This window comes from Sunxiuqinia sp., from assembly GCF_055140945.1.
Map to the genome: position 1 here is coordinate 1 of NZ_JBSQYS010000055.1, position 21,321 is coordinate 21,321.

The following is a 21,321-nucleotide window of genomic DNA, read 5'->3' on the forward strand; positions in this document are numbered from 1 at the left end:
TATGCCAGTACGCAAATGGGCAACCACAATTCACTGGGGGCCGAGTTTTCGAAACAACAGAAAATTGAACGTGTCATTCTGGCGCGGGAACTAACCATGCCGGAGTTAAGCAAAATAGCGTCGAATTCACAGGTTGAACTGGAACTATTTGTACATGGTGCCTTGTGTTATTCTTTTTCAGGACTTTGCTTTTTTAGTAGTTATTTAGGTGGCCGGGGAGCAAACCGAGGATTGTGCGCCCAACCTTGTCGCCGTTTATATAAAGATCAGGAGGAAAACAAGTTTCTGTTTAATTTGAAGGATAATCAGCAGTTGCCTAATCTGGAAAAATTAAAGAAGTTGGGCATTCGGTCGTTAAAAGTTGAAGGTCGAATGAAATCAGCTGATTACGTTTATCGGGTGGCAAAATCGTACCGAATGGCCATTGATCAGCCAGAGAAGAAAGATGAAGCTGAAGAGTTGCTGAAGCTGGATTTTGGCAGAGAAAAAATAGCGTACTTTTTAGGAAAGGATGTTAAAGAGGGAATTGCCGATACGTCGAATACCGGACTTTCAGTTGGAAATGTTGAGCGCGTGAAAAACGGGCAGGTATTTTTTCAATCCAACACGACGATGCAGGAAGGTGACCGAGTTCGTGTTCGAAACGTAAAAGACGACAGTACAATAAATATTAAGCTTCGTGATTTGGTGATTGATGGCGATCAGTATTGCTTTACTTACGATGGTAAAGAAAAAATACAAGCCGGCGACGAGTTGTTTTGGGTTGGTCGTCGGGAACAACGCTTTCCAGGCAAGTTCCAAAATCTACCGCATGCGCGAATCAAATCACTTCCATACGGAGAAAAGAAAAGGTTCAAACAGCAATTGCTTATTAAAAGCCGACCGTCCAAACCACGCTTGTTTATTCGAATTGATCAGCCCGATTGGTTGCGTAAGCTGAGACTGGATGATCCGGATGGCGTTATTCTATCATTTAGTCGGAAAGAATTGGAACAGTTTGATTTTTCTGTTCGGTTTATCCAACAATTCAAACACAAAGTTTTTATCGAGTTGCCTAAGTTTATTTCGGAAGAACATTTGGATGCTTATCGACAGCTGTTGGCAAAAATAGAAGGGCAGGGTATCAGTCAGTTTTTTGTCAGTCACCTCTCTCAAAAATTGTTGCTGAGTAAGAATGTACAGGTAAGTGCGAATGAAAATGTGTATGTTTATAATGACGCAGCAGCAAAAATGCTCAACGAAAATGCGATTCGAAATTTTTGCTATCCAATCGAGAACGATTTTGAGAACCTTCGTACCATGCAAAATAAACAGGGGATTGTTGTGTTACACGCCTATCCTGAGCTGTTTTATTCGAGAATGCCTGTGCAGGTGGCAAATGAAGAAAATCAATTTGAAGATGATACCCATAAGGTTTTTCAGAAAACCAACAGGGATGGAATTACAGTTGTGACGCCCGATGCACCGGTGAGTCTTTTTCAGTATAGAAATCAGCTTTTGAACGAAGGATTTACGAATTTTATGATTGATTTGAGCCATGAAAAGCCATCGAAACACGTTGCCAAAAAACTACTAAATAAGTTTCGGTTTGCAGAACAATATCAGCCATCAACAACGTTCAACTTTAAAAAGGGGTTGAAGTAGTTGGTGGAAGAGGCTTTAAATCCTATAAAATATTGAAATCAGACTTGAAAAATATCGGCATTTTTATATCTTAGTCAGTGCATTTTTGGAGCTGTTCCGAGAATGACTCACTAACTTAACTAAGTATGAAATTAAAAAAAACGTTTACTTCATTTATACTCATCTTATTTTTATTTAGTTCGGGCTTTTCTCAGATTTCAATGAAGCGTATTGATGATGGAATCCTGATTACCGAGGGAGGCAAAAAAATAGCCTTATACAACAAAGAAGCTTCTGCAATGAACCTGGACAAGGGGCGGGCTAATTTTTTTCATCCGGTATATTTACCCGATGGAACGGAGATTACACAAAATGCTCCGCAGGATCACATTCATCATCGGGGCATTTTTTGGGCATGGCACCAAATAATGGTTGATGGAAAGAAGGTCGGTGATCAATGGGAAATGAAGGATTTTATTCACGATGTCAAAAGTGTTGAGTTTTTTCGCTTACCAAACAATATGGCTACGATGAAGACCATTGTCGAATGGAAGTCTCCAAACTACCAAAATGGTCAGGAGGCTTTTATTGAAGAAAAAGCGACCGTAAACTTTTACGGGGAGCATCGCAACTACAGGATTATACAGTTTAAAATTCAGCTGAGAGCACAAACCGATCATGTTGCTTTGGGTGGCTCGGATGATGTAAAGGGATATGGCGGATTTTCTGCCCGAATAAAGCTTCCAGACGATGTTTTATTTAATTCGGAAAATGGCTTGATTGAACCCCAAAATGAAGCGGTTGAAGCAGGGGAATTCGTGAACATTTCAGGATCGCTAGCCAAAAAATCGGGACAGGGAGGCATGCTCATTTATTCCGCCAATGATTTTGAGACCGCCAATGATTGGATTCTTCGAAGCAAAAACAGCATGCAAAATGCCGTTTGGCCGGGACGAGTGCTCGTTCCGATTTCGAAAGTGACACCTACCGTATTGAAATATGCAATTGTTCTTTACTCCGGTTCTATTAAAGAAAACCGAGTGTTGAAAGAATTGAACCGCCTGGAGTGGTAATTCCTTTATAAAAATATAGTTCTTTTTTCCTCATCGCTTTGTAAGCAGCAATCTAATAATTGAATGATATCACGACTTTCTTCGGGTTTAACGGCCAGTTCAGTTCCATTTACAATTGCATCGTAAATATTCTCATAAAAAGCATTGTAATTGCCCGGAACTGTTTCTATCGTTCCTTTGTAGTTTAACCCATTCCATTCGGTATTTAAAATTCCCCAGTCTTCTTCCGAATCTGTACCCCAGTTGGGCTCATTGGGCAGATGACCGTTTTTCAGCATTTCTTCCTGCGGATCAATTCCCCATTTATGAAAAGTACCTAAAGTGCCATATAGACTATAACGAGGTCCCGGCTCCCGTACAAGGTATGATGATTTTAAAATAGCTGCAAAATCATTGTATTGCAGGCGAATATCATAATAGTCTTTTACCTGTCCGCCATCTCTTAATGTATCCAGATGGGCTGTTATTGATTTGGGTTTACCGAAGAGCTGAACAACCTGATCAATCATATGTGAACCAAGATTAAAAAGTACGCCATGTCTCTTGTCGCCTTCTTCTTTCCAGGTACCTTCTTGTATGAAATTTCGATAACGGTCAAAGTGAGATTCAAACTCTGCAAGCCGTCCAACTATTCCTTCGTTAAGTATTTTTTTTACGGTCAGGAAATCGTTATCCCATCGTCGGTTTTGGTAAACTGAAAGAATCCGGTTTTTATCTTTTGCCAACTGTATCAGTTCGTTGGCTTGCTCCACTTCCTGGGTAAAAGGCTTTTCAACCACCACGTGCTTTCCCGCTTCCAACGCCTGTTTACACATTGCATAGTGTAGGTTGTCGGGAGTGTTAATAATCACAAGGTCAATTTCATCTTGAGCAATCAGCTCCTCGAAACTGCGGATTATAGTCGACTCAGGATAGTCCTTTTCTGATAAACTCTTGGTTCGCTCCAAAATGGAATGAAGATTAAAGTTGGGGTTTACTTTTAAGCTTGGTCCGTGAAAAACCATTCCTGACATACCAAAAGAAGCAAGTGCTGCTTGTATAACTTTACTCATAGTTGAATTCTTTATAGTTACGAAAATAATAAAATGTTTGTAGATATCTGGAATTGTTGTAAAACATCCGTCTGTCGCGTATTGTTGAACACTTTTTTAATCTATTTTAATCCCGCATGTAGTACTTTAGATAATCATAACAAACCGTTAAACTATTCGACTATGAAAAATTTTCTAAGTAATTTTTTGTTGGAGTCATCAGCCCAGGAGAAAAAGGCCAAATATCCAGGCCCAGTCATCATGATATCTAGAGAATGCGGTTGTTCTGCAAAAAGGATCGCGATCAAGTTGTCAAAAATACTTACAGGTTATAGTTTTCAATCGGAGACAAAAACAGATATTCAGTGGCAGTGGGTGAGTAAAGAAATTATAGAAGAGGCAGCACAGGAACTGGAGATGGAGCCAGGAAAAATTAAAAATGTTTTTTTATCAGAAGCAAAAACCAGTTTGCACGAGGTGTCTACTGCTTTTTCTACCGAAAAAGTATATGATGCCGATGACCAGCAGGTGATTGATACGGTTCGCAATGTGATCTTACGTATTGCAGAGGTTGGTAATTTTATCATTGTAGGACGCGCAGCAGGAGCGATTGCTCACGATGTTTCTCAAAAATTAAGTATTAAACTACAGGCTCCGCTTGATTGGCGTATCAACCGGATTATGCAGGTAAGCAATATGTCCAGAAGTGATGCACAGCATTACGTGCTTGAAATTGACCGGCAACGTGAATTATTTGTTGAGCATGTCAGTGGGGCAAAAATGAACAATCACGATTTTGATGTGATTTTCAATTACTCGACAATGCAGGATGATTATATTGTGGATGCGATCATTAATATCATGAAGAATAAACGAATGATTGTGAACCACGAGAATGAATAATTTTTTTTCGGGGAGGAGTGATGTATTATAAAAAAAGCCATCCTGTGTGGGGATGGCTTTCTATCTGTTTGAAAAAATGTGTTTGTTCTGTGTGTGAAACGAATTATTCTTCAGTAACTACTTCAAAGTCAAAATCAATAACAACTTCTTTGTGGAGCTTGATTTTTGCTGTGTATTTACCGATTTCTTTAATGCTGTCTTCAGCAATTTTAATTTGTTTACGGTCAATTTCAAAACCTTTCTTGTTAATAGCTTCTGCTAATTGAATGGTATTAACTGAACCGAAAATTTTACCAGATGTACTGGTTTTAGTAGCGATAACAACTTGCTTGTTCTGAAGTTTTTCAGCAACAGCCAAAGCCTCGTCTTTCAATTTAGCTTCTTTGTGAGCACGTTGTTTTGTATTTTCAGCCATAACTTTTTTAGCTGATTCAGTGGCGATAATCGCCATTTTATTAGGGATTAAGAAGTTACGACCATAACCGTCTTTTACAGCAACAAGGTCATCCTTACTCCCCAAATTCTGAATATCTTGTAATAAAATGATTTCCATTTGTTCTCAATCTTTTAATTATTTCAACATATCTGTTAAGTAGGGCAGCATAGCTAAATGACGAGCTCTTTTCACTGCTTTTGCCACTTTTCGTTGGTATTTCAATGAAGTACCGGTAATACGACGTGGTAAAATACGACCTTGCTCATTCAAGAATTTTTTCAAGAACTCAGGATCTTTATAATCCACATACTTGATTTTGTTCTTTTTAAAGCGACAATACTTTTTCTTTTTAATTTCAACTGACGGGGGAGTCAGGTACCTGATTTCACTTTGATTGTTAGCCATAGCTTATTTCTCCTTTTCAGTTTTTGCTTTGTTTCTTCTTTTCTCTGCGTACGCAGCAGAGTATTTGTCCTGCTTGAAAGTCAGGAAACGGATGATACGCTCGTCGCGTCTGTACTGGGTTTCTAACTTCTCGATCAATGAAGGCTCAGCCGTAAATTCGATCAAGTGATAAAAACCGGTGCTTTTTTTCTGAATGGGATAAGCTAATTTGCGTAATCCCCAGTCCTCTTCATTGAGAATCTCACCACCGTCTTCGGTAATGATGCCTCTGAACTTAGTTACCGCTTCCTTTATCTGTACATCAGATAAAACGGGAGTTGCAATGAAAACGGTTTCATACTGGTTTTTCATAAAACATCTAATTTATTAAACATTAAAATATACTTCCATAAAATATGGACGCGCAAAAGTAGAAATATTTTGTGATTAAACCAAGGGTTTTTTCAAAGGATTAAAGCAGCATACCTGCTTGTTGGATAGTGGGTTTTACATTTTTCGTACGTCTTGAAAACTGCCACTTTCAAATTTTTGTAAATCACTGATTGCGTTAGCAACTAATCTGGCAGCATCCTGATGATTAGGCATCTGATCTGTACCTTTTGCCTTTTTCAGTTTTTGAACAACCGGGAAATCGTCGTATTTCTCTAGTTTGTATATGTAATCCTGCATAGCGGTATCAATTAATCCGGGGGCTAGTGCGCAAAAATGAGTGTCGGTAAATTCTTTTGCATACAAGCTAATTAGCATGTTCAGGGTAGCTTTGGAAAGCGAATAAGCATTCCACCCGCGTGCCCCGCTAACTGATGCTCCTGATGAGATTGCCACAAGTTGTTTAATTGCAGGGATTTGTTTAAAAAGTTTGTCTATCAGTAATTTGTTTGCCCATACATTGACATCCATTACACGCTTAATTTCGTCAATGTCGGTTTTATGAAGATCTTTTATTTCGTTGAGCATTCCAGCGTTCAATATAACCAGATCGAGCGTTTTAATACTTGTCAAAAATTTCTCAATGCGAGTGCCTGTTTCATCAAAATCTGATAAATCCTGCACAAGGTGTGTGTAGTTTTGGTAACTACTTAATTCTTCATTTTGTCTACGGCTTACTCCAAAGACCGCGTGCCCGTTTTTAAGATAATAAAGAGCAAGCCCGAGTCCTAAGCCAGAACTTGTTCCGGTAATGAATACATTCATATTTATTGGTTTTTTCAATTAAAATTTAAATATTTTCTTGACAATTTGAATACTAATCAGGGTTGCAATGCTTGATCCGGCTACGACTCCCCAGTGGATTAATTTCAATTGTTCAAATTTGAGAACTTCGTTTAGAATAGGAACTGTATAGCCAATAACGAGGAATACGGAACAAATAGCTAAGGCGAACCAAATGTATTTATTTCTGGTAACCTGATTACTGAAGAGCTTTTCTTTGTCATCTTTCATATTGAAAACATGTAACAGCTGTGCGGCTGCTAAACTGAAAAATGTAATGGTGTTGGCTGTTTCTTTAGATTCTCCAAGTCCATAAATTGCTAGTAAATAAGCCCCAACAATAATAACCGCCATCATTGTTCCATAAATGAAGGTAGAAATCCAATTTTTTCGATTGATGATTGGCTCTGCCGGATCTTTTGGCTTTTGTTGCATGACGGTCTCATCACCTTTTCCAAGGCCTAGAGCCAGCGCAGGAAAGACATCTGAGAGCAAATTCAAAAATAGAAGCTGCAAAGGCAGTAGCGGTAAATAGAAAAGCGTAAAGCTGATGCCGGCGATAATAATAATCTCGGCAAGGTGATAGGACAGTTGGTAGATAATGAATTTGCGGATGTTACCAAAAATAATTCGGCCTTGTTCGATCGCCTCTACAATTGATGCGAAAGAGTCATCTTTTAAAACAATATCGGCCACTTCCTGTGCCGCCTGTGTTCCTTTGTCTCCCATCGCAATTCCAATATCAGCTTTTTTAAGTGCGGGCGCATCGTTAACGCCATCACCAGTCATTGCCGTAATAGCGCCTTGCTTTTTGTAGTAGTCAACAATGTCCAGCTTTTGTTTGGGGTCAACTCGTGCAAACAACTGAGAGTCGACAATTTCGTTTTCTTTCTGTTCCAGATTTTTACCTTCAATAACCTTTTCATCCTTGGTATCGGTCATGTGAACAGCATTGGCGATGTTTTGTGCAATACCCGGATGATCGCCGGTCACCATCACGACCTGAATACCTGCTGCGTGGCATTTTTCGACAACCGGTTGAATTTCTTTGCGGGCAGGATCAATAAAGCCGACAAAGCCCAGAAAGGTCATCTCGTCAACAAAGTCTTCTTTTTTCTTTAATTGTTCTTTTTGATTTGAATCCTCGATCCGGTAGGCGTAGGCAATTAAACGAAGACCTTTTTTCGAGAGCTCCTGGCTCCTTTGCATCCATTCGTTTTTTACATCGTCCGTTAATTCTTTCACTTCACGGTTTTCGAAATAACTTTTGCATCGATTTAAAATAGGCTCGGGCGCTCCTTTCCCTGCAACGTAAAGGCGATCGTCCAACTCGTGAATGGTTCCCATGAACTTAGCATCCGAATCAAAAGGATCTTCATGAATTCGTTTTTTGTCAACCAGCTCTTCATATTTATCCGGGAGAATAGATTTTGAAAATTGCAATAAGGCAATGTCTAATGGATCTCCCTTTAATTCGTCTTCGTTCAACCACTCTGCATCGTTGCAAAAAACAGATATTTTATAAAAATGCTGGAAGCTTTCATCGTCTTCATAATTTGACGAATCAAGTTCGTATTCTTTTTCTTTCTGATGTTGCACTTTTAATGTGTTGCCAAAGTACTCCAGGGAATCAACTGAAAGTTTGTTTTCAGTTAATGTTCCTGTTTTATCCGTAAAAATGACGGTGGTTTCGCCTAACGTTTCAACTGCTTCCAGCTTTTTTACAATTACATGGCGTTTAGCTAGCCGAAGCATACCGCGAGCCAACGCGATACTGGCAACAATGGGCAAACCTTCAGGAATAGCGGCGACAGTCCAGGCAATTGATGTTTGCAAAAGCAGGTAAATTTCTTTTCCGGCAATCCATCCAAATGCAAAAAAAGCAACAGCTAAAACAAGAATCACCCAAATTAAGTTATAAGAGAGTTTTACTAGCTTCCGGTTTAAAGGGATCTCTTGGTCTTCGGCCTCATCTACCATTTCGGAGACTTTGCCAATTTCGGTTTTTTGTCCAATCGCAGTTACAACAGCTTCTGCTTTTCCGCTGGTAATGGCTGTGCCTTTAAATAGCATATTGGTGCGCTCTGCCAAAGGGGTCTCCTCGTCCAACTCATCAGTTTGTTTATCAACGGGTACCGATTCTCCGGTGAGGGGCGATTCATCAACTTTAAGTTCTGAAGCCTGATAAATACGTGCATCGGCAGGTACCAGATCTCCGGATTCTAATAGAACCACATCGCCAGGAACTAATTCCTCTGCATTAATTTTTGTGCTTTTTCCATCTCGTTTTACATGCGTTTCCAGCCGATCCAACTTTTTCAATGCATTCACTGATTGCCGAGCCTGGTACTCCATCCAAAAACCAATGATCGTGTTCAGAATGATGACGATCATAATGGCAATTGCTTCGGGAATGTCGTTGAAGACAAAGGAAACGATTACAGCGCCAACCAAAAGATAGATGATCGGATTATTCAATTGGTCGAGAAGTAAACGGAGCAAGCTCTTTTGCTTTTTCTCTTGCAGCTTGTTGAGCCCAAATTCTTCTTGTCTTTTTTTTGCTTCTTTAGTTGACAATCCTTCTTTTGAAGCCGAATATTGTTCCCAAATTTGGTCAACAGATAAACAGTGTGGATGTGAGTGATCATTATTTCTAGCCATGCGCAATTGATAAAAACGGTTTCCCCTTGCATCTGGGGAAACAGCTGTTTTGTTATTCGCGAAATTGTATTTGTTTTGAAATGGTCTAATACCTTAAAATTGCATTTGCGGGTGCTTCGCTTGCAGGCAAGTCTTCTACCTCTTCGAGGAAAACATTTCCGCCTTTTTGAAAAGTCGATTTCGCAGCAAAGTCCATTAGGCAATAGTCCATTGACTCTTTTTCTTCATGAACCTTCATGGTCCCTTTATCTACGTCGAAATTACCCCAAATGTGTTTGTTCTTCCCTACAAATAGTGTGTCTATTCGTCCGCCATTTGCGGCAATCAGCAATTCATTCAGGTCGGATGTGATTCGCAGGTTTGTTTCAGCGTATTTTTCTTTACTCTCATTTCTTACCCGCTCAAAATAAGGCTGTAAAAGCTCGCAGGCCTGCTGATGAACTTTATCCATGTCGCCGTTATCATGGTTGCCTAGCACATACTTGGAGTAGATGTTGTCGTAGGAAGAAATTTGTTTAAAATGGGAACAAATTTCTTCAACCGATGCAATTATCAGTGGTGTCGATTTGTCATCAATCAGATCATTTAGTCCATTATCAACCATATGAAGGTACTTTAAGGTTTCTTTCTCTTTGTCTTCTTTTCCTTCCCCTTGTCCATGATAAAGTCCATGACCGCCTCTGGACTGCCCACTGCGGTATTGTAAGGTTTTTTGCTTGACATCCCAACCCACAGCGTCTTTTATACTCTGGGGCATATAGTCTTCTGTCGGAATTTCGTTGAGCTCGTATTGATTGGCTTCGAATAATCGGTTTTTCTTCAAGCTCAACTGTAAAATATAGAATTTATCATCGTTATTGAATACACTCAAAAGAGGCAAAAGGTAAAAGCGATCTGAAACCATGGAGAAATCTTCCGTTTCAATAGGCAGTGTTCGATACACAAAGGTTTCTTTACTTCTGAAAATGGCCAGGGAGTCGGATAAATAGCGCCAGAACGTTGTATCCTGTAACAGTTTGTTTATCGGTTTAACATAGTTGAAGATGTCTTTTTGTTTTACTCCCAACTCAATTAGCTCGTCTTCAATTTTGGACACCTGATTCTTTAACCGGATCATACTATCCTTATTCTCGCCACTTTTGTGTGTCGGTATATAAATTGAAACACAATAGTTACTTTTTTCAGCAACTAACTCGTCAAACTGTTTTTTCTTAAGTAATGCCATAACTACACGAATTAAAAATTAATGAAGAAATTAAAATAGAACTTGTTCGGCTGACTCTTAAAGCAAGTAGAGACAAGTTTTGCAAATCAACTTGAAGCAAATTGCTCTTGTTGCTTTAGAATATCATGTCTCGAATTGACATGTTTTAAAGGCGATAATTGGTTGATGTTTTCGGTTGCGATTGATCTTTTTAGATCGAAATATGTTCGTTGTATTATCGGTTGTGTTTTTCATGGTTTGTATTTTGTGTGATTTACATTTGAAAGGCAGCAACTCCTGTTCCTAAAATTGCAGCGGAAGAAGGAGAATGAACTATAAAATACGAATACAGCAGGTAACGAGTATAATTGGGTAGTACCGCTGATATAGGCTACTGCAATTTCCTGTGGAATTTACCCGAAAACTGTGGAATATTGCCACACGTGTAGCAATCATTTAGATCGTAAGCATGGGGGAAGCAGTCAAGAGATTAATAAATAAACTTTTTTTTATGCCGAAAAGACAAGCCGATTTAAAGGAAGCGCTGAACAAGCCAAAGCAGATTGATGAAATTTTGGAGGAACAAATCGAGATGGCGATGCACGAGCATAATCGTTCCAATCAAGATTTGTTTTTATCGGCAATTTCCGCGGGCTTAGATGTTGGGTTCAGTGTTTTTTTAATGGCAGCTATTTATTCACTTTTCGATGGTGTAATTCATCCGTCATATCTTCATGTTTTGCTAGCATTTGCTTATCCACTGGGGTTTATTTTTGTGGTTGTAGGTAAATCTGAATTGTTTACTGAACACACGACACTGGCGGTAATTCCGGTTTTAAACAGAAATGCCAGTATTAAAAGTTTGATGGTGCTTTGGGGTATCATTTATTCCGGCAATTTATTAGGCGGTTACTTTTTTAGTTATCTGCTTTCTATTCTCCCTATGCAGTTGAAGGTTATTAATGTAGAGTCATTTGCTGCATTAGCAGATAAGCTACTTAATTATCAGTGGTATATAGTTTTATTGAGTGGCGTACTGGCGGGCTGGTTAATGGGTTTGTTGTCCTGGTTGGTCACTTCATCACAAGAAACAATCAGTCGTATTTTAATTATTATCTTCATAACGACCGTAATAGGTATCGGAGGTCTGCATCACTCTATTGTTGGATCGATTGAAATATTTACAGCTGTGTTAACCAGCAACGATATTACTTTATTGGATTATGGATTTGTTCAGCTTTGGGCTACCGTTGGAAATATCATTGGCGGAGTTGTGTTTGTAGCGTTTGTGAAATTCAGCCATGTTAACCCCCGTCATAAACGCATCGGTAAACAGGATTAGCGAGTCCACATGATCGAATTCTTTCAAAGTTCAAATTTGCTTGTACTTTGTTCTTTAAACGTGTAGTTTTTACTTGAGTGCCAAGTTTTACAGGAGATGTTTATTGAGATGTCATTGACCGATTGATTTCTTTCTATTTTCTTTAAAGTTTAACGACCATCTTACCCTTGTTTTTTCCTTCAAAAAGATCCAGAAAGGCCTGTGGAATATTTTCAAATCCTTCTCTGATTGTTTCAGTATATTTTAGTTTACCCTGGCTTAACCATTCTGTTAATTGCTTGACTCCTTCAGGATGTTTATCGACATAATCAAAAACCACAAAGCCTTGCATCGAAGAACTTTTCTTTACCAGAAACGGTTGTACACTGATGCTTTTGGGCAGTTCTGTGTTGTTGTAAACTGAGATAGCCCCACAGTTAACTGTTCTTGAGAACTTATTGATGTTGAAGAGCACAGCTTCAGAGATTTCACCTCCAACATTGTCAAAATAAATATCTACACCGTCGGGACATGCGTTGGCAATGGCTTCGGTCATATTTTCGGTGGTTTTATAATTGATTGCTTCATCAAACCCGAATTCCGACTTGAGCATTTCCACCTTTTCATTGGTTCCGGCAATGCCTACAACTTTTAATCCCAGTATCTTACCAATTTGTCCAACTACACTTCCAACAGCTCCTGCCGCACCCGATACGAGCAGGGTTTCTCCTTTTTTAGGTTTTCCTATTTCTGTTAGTCCCAGATAGGCGGTAAGCCCCGTCATCCCTAAAATTCCGAGATATGCAGACAGTGGTGCTTTTTCAGGATCGACTTTCATAAGTCCATCGGCTTTTGCAACCTGTGTTTCTTTCCACGGTAACATCCCCGATACAAAATCCCCTTGATTAAAGTTCGTGTTCTTAGATTCTAAAACTTCAGCAATAATGCCGGATACTATTGGCTTATTGAGCTCAAATGGCGGAATATAGGATGGAGCATCGCTCATTCGGCCTCGTAAATAGGGGTCTACCGAAACATACTTAGTGCTTAACAAAACGTCTCCTTCCTTTAATTTGGGTATTTCTGAAGTGTTAAAGTCAAAATCTGTCAACTCCGGTTTTCCTTTTGGTCTGTTCTTTAAATTTATCGTTCGTGTTGTATTCATAATTTTTTTATTTATTTATGTGGCCTGAGTTTGTCTCAGACTGTTTTTATTCTGTATTTCTATTCTTCCCCGATCGTAGCCTAATCCTTTACTGGATTCTGAATTTGTTCAACCTTGGCTACAACAGGGTTTATTATTGATATCTACTTCTTTTTTAGTTCAAATTCTCTTTTGCTCCGTTCTTCAAACTGGTAAGTTTTTCCCTGTATGCCAAGTTTTACAGGAGGTGCCCATCCTTTTTCAAACTCGATGATTATCCTTTTATGGTTCATATAAAGTTTAAACCAATGACTTCGGAACCGAATGCTCAGTATTATTTTCTCCAGGCTTTCTGGAAGGTGAGGATTAATCCATAGGATGTCATTTCTAATTTGCATGCCTGTGTAGCATCGTTGAATCAGGTCAACTGTGCCGGCCATGGCACCAAGGTGGATCCCCTCAGGAGTTGTTCCTCCTTGAACATCTTTAAAGTCACTCATGAGTGCTTGTTCGAAATTTTTCCAGGATTTGGTGCGGTTTAAACGGGCAAAAATCCATGAATGAACAACCTTGCTTAAGGTAGAACCATGCGAGGTTCGGCGTTGGTAGTAGTGAATATTTTTCTCAATATCTTTTTGGATATCAAAGGGGTAATCCAAAGCATTCATAATCTCTTTTACTTCGGAAGAGCTGAGTAAAAAAAAGATCATTAAAACGTCGGCTTGTTTGCTGGCTTTGTAGCGATTGGGGGTATCGCCTTCTTTTTCTAATATGCGATCGAGGCGCATTACTTCGCCATGTTCGTTTTTATAGCGATCCCAGTCAAACTCTTCCAGGTTTTCATAGCCTTCAAACTGACTAATAATCCGATCGTCGTGAAATGGAATATACATTTTTTCGCACATATCTTTCCACTTATTGATATGCTCTTCCCGGATTCCAACGGTTTCGATGACTTGCTTATACTGCCCGTTGTCAAACAGGTTGAGCACGTCTAGCGCCCGTTGGATGACCCAAACAACCATCAGGTTGGTGTAGGCATTGTTGTTGAGCCCCAACTCTTCCGAATCCGGATATTTGGTATGATATTCATCCGGTCCCATCACTCCGTTAACGACATATCTCGATTTTTTACGATCGAATTGAGCAATGCTTGACCAGAAAAGCGCAACCGATAAGATGAGCTCGGCACCATAATAACTCAAAAATTCCATGTCTTTTGTAGCTTGATAATATTGCCACACATTGTAAATAATTGTAATGTTGATGTGGCGTTGTTGGTGACTATTGTCGGGAATCCAATTGCCCGACTCTGGGTTTAAGTGAATTTTCTGACTTTCTTCTCGTCCGTCGCTTCCACTTTGCCAGGGAAACATGGCACCTTCGAAGCCTGCTTCCTTAGCTGCTTTTCGAGCTTCTGGGAGACGGCGATATCGGTACATTAGTAAGTGATGAGCTATGTGGGGAAGATGAAGTATTAAAAAAGGCATGATGTACATTTCATCCCAAAAAATATGTCCGCGATAAGCTTCTCCGTGCCACCCGCGCGAAGGCACACCCGCATCAATATTTACCGTATGATTTGAAACGGTTTGCAGAATATGAAATGTATGAAGCCGCAATATTTTCTGATCACTGTTATCTTCATTCGATTCGACAGTTGTATCAATTTTTTCCCATAAGTTTTTCCAAACTGACTCATGCTGTTGGAGTAGTTCTTTGAAACGGGGAAGTTTTCGGATACTATTTTCGGCCTGGAAAAGAGGCTCGCTAATGGCAACATCTTTCGAAGTATAAAGAGTAATTATTTTTTCAAGATGAACAGGTTGCAATTTAGAAACAGAGAGATCCAGATCCAGTATGGCTTTCCCGTTTTTACCTTCAAAGTGATTTGAAGTTTGTACATGCTTATTTTCTATGAAAATTTCGGTGCGGCTAGCAATTGCCATTCTCACCTTCGATTGATTGGCCTGTGCTACCAGGCTTATTGTGTTAGTTGCCGGATGATTTGTTCCTGTTACTTCAAGGTGTTTGCTGTTTAAATCACTGTATCGGGCGACATTGTTATTGATTACAGTGCCATCAATCGAAGATGTGATGCGAAGGTTTCCTTCCCAGTTTTCAGGAATTAACTCCCATTCCAGTCCAATAATGTGCATGCTATCCATGCTTACAAATCGTTTACTTATGAGCGAACTGGTATTGCCTTCCTGATCAGTAAACTTAATTTTTCGGCTTAAAACACCAGACTGGAGGTTCAGGTCATTTTGGAACTCCTGAATGTTCACCTGGTCAATATGAAAAGGCTTTCCATCATTAATGCAAAAAGTCAATGGAAGGGGATTGGGCCAGTTTACCAAGTCTTCATTTTCAATCTCTTTGCCCGAAACGTCCGTTTTTAAGCGATTATAACCTCCGGCTAAGTATGTGCCCGGATAGTGTGTCTCGTCGTCATGGGTTTCTTCAAATGCGCCACGTAGCATGATATAGCCATTCCCTGTTGCTAAAAGCGCTTCTCTTTTTGCTTGTTCTTCCGATTGATAGTCTGCGTATGAAATTGTCCAGTTATCCATTGTTTTGATATTTTCCTGTGTTTTTCAGTTTAAGGTTGTTGATTTAATTGGCTCAGGAAAGACTGAAGCTCGTCAACATTCTTAATGCTGTAATGTGCCGCGGTTGGTTCATCATGTTCTCCAATTAAAATATTAATACCGTCGTCTATAATTGCCCGAAACGCGTCTTCATCGGTAACGTCATCGCCAAAATAGACTGGTAAAACCTCTTCTTTTTTCAAGTTCAGTTTTTCGATTAACCAATAAACAGCTTTCCCTTTGTGCCAATCAATATTTGGTTTGATTTCCAGAATGAGCTTTCCGGTACCTAGTTTTAGTTTATCGTGATCGGCTACAATTTTTTGTACCTGCGATTTTATCTGCTCTACGTGCTTTTCAGCTACATTTCGGTAGTGCACTGCTATTGCAAACTTTTTACGGTCAATTTTTGATCCTTCGATTTTTTGCTCAATATCATTTTGTAATTCGTGCTCCAGCTTGTCGAGCAAGGGTAAAATTGCTTGCGCTTTTTCATTCTCTAGGTACAAATTATCCGGTCCCTCAATGTGATACCCGTGGCTTCCGGCATAAATCAGGTGATCAAGATTCACCAATTTTTGGATGTCCCGCAAATCCCGGCCACTTACAATGGCGACAGGATAATTTTTTGCTACTTCAATGATTGTTTCGCGCATCTTTTCAGAGAGGATTGCATCCTCTGGCTTTGAAACAATGGGAGATAGCGTACCGTCATAATCAAAAAACAGAGCTGGCTTTTTGTTAGCAAACTGTTTGAAAATGGTTTCGCTATTGCTCATTGCTGAAGGCAGTTCTTCTTTGAAGGTTGGCTCGTCAGCAGTGGAATTTGCAATTTTTACTTCCTCCAGATTTCGAATAACCCAATGAGCTCCACGAGATAACAAGTTACGTTTCTCACCTTTTCTTTTTACTCCAAAAACAAATCTGAATTTTCCTGCTTTTCCTGCTTCTACTCCCGATTCTGCGTCTTCGAAGATGATCGTTTTTTCGTTCGATACATTTAGCTGTTTGGCTGCTTCTATAAACACATCGGGAGCCGGTTTTCCTTTCAACCCTAGTTCGTTTGAAACAACTCCATCAATCCGTGCATCAAACAGTTCCAGAACCTCTGCTTTCTCCAGTATTGTTTTACAGTTTTTACTGGATGAAATAACGGCGACTTTCAAGCCAATAGCCTTCCACTTTTTAATTTGACCGATTGTATCCTGATAGACTTTTACTCCCTCGCTTTCGAGGACTTCAAGAAAGTATCGGTTCTTTTTGTTTCCGAGTCCACATACGGTTTCTTTATCCGGTGAATCTGTATTTTCCCCATAAGGAAGTTCGATATTTCTTGATTTTAGAAAGCTGGATACTCCTTTATAGCGAGGTTTCCCATCAACATAGCTTAAGTAATCGTTGTGGTTGAAAGGACTAAACTCTTCTTTTCTTGTTTCTAAAAAATTATCAAACAGCTTTTTCCAGGCTTTTTCATGTTGAATGGCCGTTTGGGTTATCACGCCATCCATATCAAAAATTGCTGCTTGTATCCCTGTCAATATGATTTTCATAAATTTATTCGAGTTTCGTGTTTATAGATAATAATGATTGATTGGTTTTAGCTCTTCATCCAATTCGTAAATTAATGGTTTTCCGGTTGGTATTTCAAGGGTTGAAATATCATCATCCATCGTATTATCCAAGTACTTAGTTAATGCGCGCAAGCTGTTTCCATGTCCGGAAATCAAAATTCTTTTTCCTTCTTTAATCGTTGGAGCAATGACATTTTGCCGATAGGGCAGTACCCGAAGATAGGTGTCTTCCAGGCTTTCTCCCAGAGGAAGTTCATTCTTACACATGATTTTTCTTATGAATGTATTTTTAAGTAATTAATTAATCCGCCTTCAAGTAAAATTTCCCGCTGGTGCTTGCTCAATTTACAGGACAGGTTGATTCCTTTTTTATTCCCTTGGTTATAAACCGTAATGGTTTCACCGGCTGTTACCGCTTCAATCACATCTCTGAAAATCAGGATGTTGTTTTCTGTCAGTTGATCCAAGTCCTCTGGGTTTTCAAAAATGAATGGGATGATTCCGAAATTCACCAGGTTTTGGAAGCCTATTCGCGCATAGCTTTTCGCAATTACAGCTTTTTGTCCTAAATAGCGTGGAGCTATTGCTGCATGTTCGCGGCTGGAACCTTGTGCATAATTCTCACCGGCAACAACAATATGGCCTCCAAAAGCCATTTTTGCTTTTAAGGCTGATTCATGAAAAACAGGATCAATATCTTGGTAGGCATATTTGCTAATCGCTTCAATATTGCTTCGTAAAGGGAGCACTTCAGCTCCGGCTTTCAATATCTCATCAGTGGAAACATTGTCGCCCATTTTTAGAAGAATTGGTACTTCAAAGTCGTTTTCCAATGTGGTAAAATCCGGTAGCGATTTAATGTTGGGCCCTTTCTTTAATTCCGTTTTATAGCCGTTTTCTTGGGGAGGAATGAGCATCATCCGATTAACGGAGGCTTTTTCCGGCTCCGAAAATACAGGATAAGCTACGCTTTTTCCATATTCCTGTGGGTCAGTTATTTTTCCATGGAGAGCGGAAACTGCAGCAGTCTCTGGACTACACAGATACACCTGATCATCGGCAGTACCTGATCGCCCGGGGAAGTTTCGAGGCATCGTTCGCAAGCTAATTGTATTTGTTGCAGGAGCTTGTCCCATGCCAATGCATCCCATGCATCCGGTTTGGTGATAACGTGCTCCAGCCTGAATGAGCGAATTAATTGCTCCTAGTTTTCCCAAATCTTCAATCTTTTCGCGAGATGATGGATTGATGTCCAGAGATACTTCAGGAGCTATGTTTTTCCCTTTTACAATTTCACTTACGATCCAATAATCACGTAAGCCGGGGTTTGCCGATGAACCGATCACAACTTGAGAAATTGATTTTCCGGCGACTTCACTCACCGGAACAACATTGCCGGGACTGCTTGGTGTTGCAATCAAAGGAACCAGTTCATTTAGATTAATTTGTTCATACCTGTCGTATTCTGCACCATCGTCTGCAATAATTTCTTGCCAGTCTTCTTCTCGTTCTTCCTGTGTTAAACAAATTTTCGTTTGTTCATCCGAAGGAAAAACGGAGGTCGTGGCGCCTAATTCAGCACCCATGTTGGCAATAACATGCCGATCCCAGGCGCTTAAATTTTTCAGGCCTTGTCCAAAATACTCGACAATGTAGCCTACGCCCCCTTTTACATTGAAGCGGCGTAACATTTCCAATATGATATCTTTTGCACTGACCCATTCGGGTAATTTTCCGGTTAGTTCAACGCCAAGCACTTTGGGCATGGTAATATAATAGGGATGTCCGGCAGCTGCAGTGGTAATATCCAATCCACCCGAGCCCATTGCAAGCATTCCCATGCTTCCTGCTGAACAAGTATGACTGTCGGAGCCGATCATTAGTTTTCCGGGTTTCCCAAATCGCTCCATATGTACAACATGACTAATTCCGTTACCTGCCCGGCTGTACCAGTAACCGTATTTTTGAGCTGCCGATTGCAAAAAGGCGTGATCATCCGCGTTTTTGAAATCCGCTTGAAGCAAATTGTGGTCAACATATTGGACAGCCACTTCGGTTTGTAGTTTTTTCAATCCTAGTTTCTCCAGCTCAAGCATCACTAACGTTCCGGTGGCATCTTGCTGCAAAATATGGTCAACCTTTAAAGCGATTTCATTTCCGGGTTCAAGCGAACCTTCTACTAAATGCTCTTTAATCAACTTCTGAGTTACGTTTAACTTGTCCATAGCTATCTTGTCTTTTTTTTATTATGCTTCGTGCATCTCTTGAATCATTTCCTTGCTCATTTGGTCTTTTTTCTTTGATGACGGGCGAAGGATTAGCCGGATACCCCGGTCGTATGTGAAGTAATTCCATATCCAGTTTGCAAAAACAACCGCCTTATTTCTAAAACCAATCAGAAAAAGGATATGGACAACCATCCAGATAAACCAGCCGATAAAGCCGCTTAAAAAGAGTTTTGGCAAATCGGCTACTGCTTTATTTCTTCCAATCGTTGCCAATGCTCCTTTGTTTTTATAGCGGAATGCTTTAAACGGCTTATTTGCCGCCATTCTGTTTAAGTTTTTAGCTAGCTGTTTCCCTTGTTGCATAGCCGATTGAGCGAGCCCCGGAAGTCCGTTCGGATAGTCTTTATGAAGCATGTGGGCAACATCGCCAAGAGCAAAGACATCATTGTAAATTACTTTCGTTTCATAATTTTTAAAAACATGGTTGGTTTCGTTAACCATCAGCGTTCCTTTTTTGATGCTTTTCTCTCCAAACCCGTTTATCAGATTTCCTTGAACCCCGGCGGCCCAAACCAATGTTCCCGCTTCAATCTGTTGTTCGTTTTTTAGTTTTACAATCTTTCCATCATAGTCATCAGTAAGTGTTTCCAGTTGAATATTGACTCCCATTTTTTCTAAATACTGGCGAGCCTTTTCTCCTGATTTTTCAGACATCGCCGGCAATACACGATTTTTACCTTCAACCAGATGAATTTGCATACTGCTCACATCAAGCTGCGGGTAATCTCTTGGAAGGACGTTATTTTTCAGTTCCGCCAGCGCACCGCACACTTCAACACCTGTTGGCCCGGCTCCAACGACAACAAAAGTCATCAAGCGTTTCTTGTGCTTTTCACTGGTAACAATTTCTGATTTTTCTAATTGTTGGAAAATATGGCTGCGTAAATCCAACGCATGTGTAACTTGTTTCAACGGAAAGGCATGCTTGGCTAATCGAGCGTTACCAAAAAAGTTGATTTTTGCTCCGGTGGCAACAATCAGGTAGTCGTAGTTTAGCGGGCCGGCGTTTGTCGTCAGAGTTTTTTCATCGGTGTTAACCTCACTAACCCGAAGCATGCGAAAATAGGTGTCTTTTTTCTTTTTGGTTATTTTCCGAAGTGGTCCTGCTATGGAGTCAGGTTCAAGCCCGGCAGTGGCTACCTGATACAACAAAGGTTGAAAGGTATGGTAGTTATATCGATCCAATAGCACAATCTGATACTTATTGGAATCAAGCTTATTGATTGCTCGAACACCTCCGAATCCTCCACCAATAATCACAACTCTTGGCTTGTCTGATTTAGGAATATTTACTGAAAAAAGATTATTCTGATCAATCATATACGAAAACTTTCTATATGGAAATGAAAAAATCATTCCAACTTTAACAAAAAAGCTAGTGACTTCGCAAGATTTATATCTGCTCAACGACTATTGTAGGACATACATCGGACACCGTTGGTATAAACCGTCGACAATGCACGCCATGTGTTGGTAGCCTATCGAACATCGCGAATGGGTCTGTTCCGGGGGATGGCTGATTATATTCGATTTTATATCAAAAAGAATTTGCTGAATTATTAATTGGCTTGTTTGCAGTCTGACTGTTGTGGATTAATTACACGTTTCTTCTTCGAAATTCCACAATCAAAATAGGTGTTGAAGTATTAAAGGTCTCACGATTTATTATGAACTTTTGTGATCTGCTTGTTTTTCAGCGTTTTGTACTAAGTGAAACTAATTATGGTACAGCGCTTGCATTTTCTAGCGTAACAGAATTAAGTTTTTCAGGAAATATTGAGAAGGTAGATTCTCAGATATTGGTCTTTTTAAGCTGCTCCTGTAGGATGTTAAAGAAGTAATTATGACGGGTAAAAAA

17 protein-coding genes are annotated in these 21,321 nt (G+C 39.8%); 4 read left to right on the forward strand and 13 right to left on the reverse strand.

The genetic code is table 11. The annotated features are described in order from the left end of the window. Both ACTB00_RS18270 and ACTB00_RS18275 read left to right on the forward strand, forming a co-directional pair. A partial coding sequence (locus ACTB00_RS18270) for a peptidase U32 family protein (protein ID WP_463301352.1) occupies nt 1-1,644 on the forward strand: 1,644 nt, incomplete at its 5' end. A 125-nt stretch (nt 1,645-1,769) separates the two neighbouring features. Beyond that, on the forward strand, nt 1,770-2,696 hold the full coding sequence (locus tag ACTB00_RS18275) for a DUF6807 family protein (protein ID WP_463301353.1): 927 nt from the start codon (nt 1,770-1,772) through the stop codon (nt 2,694-2,696). Nucleotides 2,697-2,701: 5 nt separating this feature from the next. Here ACTB00_RS18275 and ACTB00_RS18280 read toward each other — a convergent pair whose 3' ends face one another. Beyond that, on the reverse strand, nt 2,702-3,748 hold the full coding sequence (locus ACTB00_RS18280; protein WP_463301354.1) for a Gfo/Idh/MocA family oxidoreductase: 1,047 nt from the start codon (nt 3,746-3,748) through the stop codon (nt 2,702-2,704). A gap of 162 nt (nt 3,749-3,910) precedes the next feature. Between ACTB00_RS18280 and ACTB00_RS18285 the strand changes: the two genes are divergently transcribed. Further along, nucleotides 3,911-4,630 (forward strand): cytidylate kinase-like family protein, encoded by a 720-nt coding sequence (locus ACTB00_RS18285; protein ID WP_463301355.1) that lies wholly within the window; start codon nt 3,911-3,913, stop codon nt 4,628-4,630. 103 nt (nt 4,631-4,733) lie between these two features. Here ACTB00_RS18285 and rplI read toward each other — a convergent pair whose 3' ends face one another. From rplI to ACTB00_RS18315, 6 genes are all read right to left on the reverse strand, one after another. Continuing rightward, nucleotides 4,734-5,183 (reverse strand): 50S ribosomal protein L9, encoded by a 450-nt coding sequence (rplI, locus tag ACTB00_RS18290; protein ID WP_159517412.1) that lies wholly within the window; start codon nt 5,181-5,183, stop codon nt 4,734-4,736. An 18-nt stretch (nt 5,184-5,201) separates the two neighbouring features. Continuing rightward, nucleotides 5,202-5,471: a 30S ribosomal protein S18 gene (gene rpsR, locus ACTB00_RS18295; protein ID WP_093919851.1), complete on the reverse strand. Its 270-nt coding sequence runs from the start codon at nt 5,469-5,471 to the stop codon at nt 5,202-5,204. 3 nt (nt 5,472-5,474) lie between these two features. Further along, the gene (gene rpsF / locus ACTB00_RS18300) at nt 5,475-5,822 is read right to left on the reverse strand and encodes a 30S ribosomal protein S6 (RefSeq protein ID WP_463301356.1); all 348 of its coding nucleotides are present in this window, start codon (nt 5,820-5,822) and stop codon (nt 5,475-5,477) included. Between the two features lie 135 nt (nt 5,823-5,957). Continuing rightward, on the reverse strand, nt 5,958-6,665 hold the full coding sequence (locus ACTB00_RS18305; RefSeq protein WP_463301357.1) for an SDR family NAD(P)-dependent oxidoreductase: 708 nt from the start codon (nt 6,663-6,665) through the stop codon (nt 5,958-5,960). A gap of 18 nt (nt 6,666-6,683) precedes the next feature. Beyond that, complete coding sequence (locus tag ACTB00_RS18310; protein ID WP_463301358.1) at nt 6,684-9,344, reverse strand: cation-translocating P-type ATPase; 2,661 nt, start codon at nt 9,342-9,344, stop codon at nt 6,684-6,686. Between the two features lie 85 nt (nt 9,345-9,429). Next, entirely contained in the window at nt 9,430-10,569 is a 1,140-nt protein-coding gene (locus ACTB00_RS18315; protein WP_463301359.1) for a baeRF7 domain-containing protein, read from the reverse strand. Nucleotides 10,570-11,017: 448 nt separating this feature from the next. Here ACTB00_RS18315 and ACTB00_RS18320 point away from each other — a divergent pair, with 448 nt between their 5' ends. Beyond that, nucleotides 11,018-11,890, forward strand: coding sequence for a formate/nitrite transporter family protein (locus tag ACTB00_RS18320; protein ID WP_463301360.1), 873 nt, complete (start codon nt 11,018-11,020; stop codon nt 11,888-11,890). Nucleotides 11,891-12,032: 142 nt separating this feature from the next. Here ACTB00_RS18320 and ACTB00_RS18325 read toward each other — a convergent pair whose 3' ends face one another. From ACTB00_RS18325 to ACTB00_RS18350, 6 genes are all read right to left on the reverse strand, one after another. Beyond that, complete coding sequence (locus ACTB00_RS18325; RefSeq protein WP_463301361.1) at nt 12,033-13,034, reverse strand: NADP-dependent oxidoreductase; 1,002 nt, start codon at nt 13,032-13,034, stop codon at nt 12,033-12,035. A 143-nt stretch (nt 13,035-13,177) separates the two neighbouring features. Continuing rightward, on the reverse strand, nt 13,178-15,586 hold the full coding sequence (locus ACTB00_RS18330; RefSeq protein WP_463301362.1) for a glycoside hydrolase family 65 protein: 2,409 nt from the start codon (nt 15,584-15,586) through the stop codon (nt 13,178-13,180). Nucleotides 15,587-15,615: 29 nt separating this feature from the next. Beyond that, nucleotides 15,616-17,154: a trehalose-phosphatase gene (gene otsB / locus ACTB00_RS18335; protein WP_463301363.1), complete on the reverse strand. Its 1,539-nt coding sequence runs from the start codon at nt 17,152-17,154 to the stop codon at nt 15,616-15,618. Between the two features lie 21 nt (nt 17,155-17,175). Next, nucleotides 17,176-17,442, reverse strand: a complete 267-nt coding sequence (locus ACTB00_RS18340; protein WP_463301364.1) for a 2,3-bisphosphoglycerate-dependent phosphoglycerate mutase — start codon at nt 17,440-17,442, stop codon at nt 17,176-17,178. A gap of 8 nt (nt 17,443-17,450) precedes the next feature. Further along, complete coding sequence (locus tag ACTB00_RS18345; protein ID WP_463301365.1) at nt 17,451-19,400, reverse strand: aconitate hydratase; 1,950 nt, start codon at nt 19,398-19,400, stop codon at nt 17,451-17,453. 21 nt (nt 19,401-19,421) lie between these two features. After that, the gene (locus ACTB00_RS18350; protein ID WP_463301366.1) at nt 19,422-20,783 is read right to left on the reverse strand and encodes an NAD(P)/FAD-dependent oxidoreductase; all 1,362 of its coding nucleotides are present in this window, start codon (nt 20,781-20,783) and stop codon (nt 19,422-19,424) included. Between the last annotated feature and the right edge of the window lie 538 nt (nt 20,784-21,321).

Excerpts from the sequence above, each read along its gene's own strand:
- ACTB00_RS18275 (WP_463301353.1), top strand. The coding sequence starts at position 1,770 with ATGAAATTAAAAAAAACGTTTACTTCATTTATACTCATCTTATTTTTA.
- ACTB00_RS18280 (WP_463301354.1), bottom strand. The coding sequence starts at position 3,748 with ATGAGTAAAGTTATACAAGCAGCACTTGCTTCTTTTGGTATGTCAGGA.
- ACTB00_RS18285 (WP_463301355.1), top strand. The coding sequence starts at position 3,911 with ATGAAAAATTTTCTAAGTAATTTTTTGTTGGAGTCATCAGCCCAGGAG.
- rplI (WP_159517412.1), bottom strand. The coding sequence starts at position 5,183 with ATGGAAATCATTTTATTACAAGATATTCAGAATTTGGGGAGTAAGGAT.
- rpsR (WP_093919851.1), bottom strand. The coding sequence starts at position 5,471 with ATGGCTAACAATCAAAGTGAAATCAGGTACCTGACTCCCCCGTCAGTT.
- rpsF (WP_463301356.1), bottom strand. The coding sequence starts at position 5,822 with ATGAAAAACCAGTATGAAACCGTTTTCATTGCAACTCCCGTTTTATCT.
- ACTB00_RS18305 (WP_463301357.1), bottom strand. The coding sequence starts at position 6,665 with ATGAATGTATTCATTACCGGAACAAGTTCTGGCTTAGGACTCGGGCTT.
- ACTB00_RS18310 (WP_463301358.1), bottom strand. The coding sequence starts at position 9,344 with ATGGCTAGAAATAATGATCACTCACATCCACACTGTTTATCTGTTGAC.
- ACTB00_RS18315 (WP_463301359.1), bottom strand. The coding sequence starts at position 10,569 with ATGGCATTACTTAAGAAAAAACAGTTTGACGAGTTAGTTGCTGAAAAA.
- ACTB00_RS18320 (WP_463301360.1), top strand. The coding sequence starts at position 11,018 with ATGGGGGAAGCAGTCAAGAGATTAATAAATAAACTTTTTTTTATGCCG.
- ACTB00_RS18325 (WP_463301361.1), bottom strand. The coding sequence starts at position 13,034 with ATGAATACAACACGAACGATAAATTTAAAGAACAGACCAAAAGGAAAA.
- ACTB00_RS18330 (WP_463301362.1), bottom strand. The coding sequence starts at position 15,586 with ATGGATAACTGGACAATTTCATACGCAGACTATCAATCGGAAGAACAA.
- otsB (WP_463301363.1), bottom strand. The coding sequence starts at position 17,154 with ATGAAAATCATATTGACAGGGATACAAGCAGCAATTTTTGATATGGAT.
- ACTB00_RS18340 (WP_463301364.1), bottom strand. The coding sequence starts at position 17,442 with ATGTGTAAGAATGAACTTCCTCTGGGAGAAAGCCTGGAAGACACCTAT.
- ACTB00_RS18345 (WP_463301365.1), bottom strand. The coding sequence starts at position 19,400 with ATGGACAAGTTAAACGTAACTCAGAAGTTGATTAAAGAGCATTTAGTA.
- ACTB00_RS18350 (WP_463301366.1), bottom strand. The coding sequence starts at position 20,783 with ATGATTGATCAGAATAATCTTTTTTCAGTAAATATTCCTAAATCAGAC.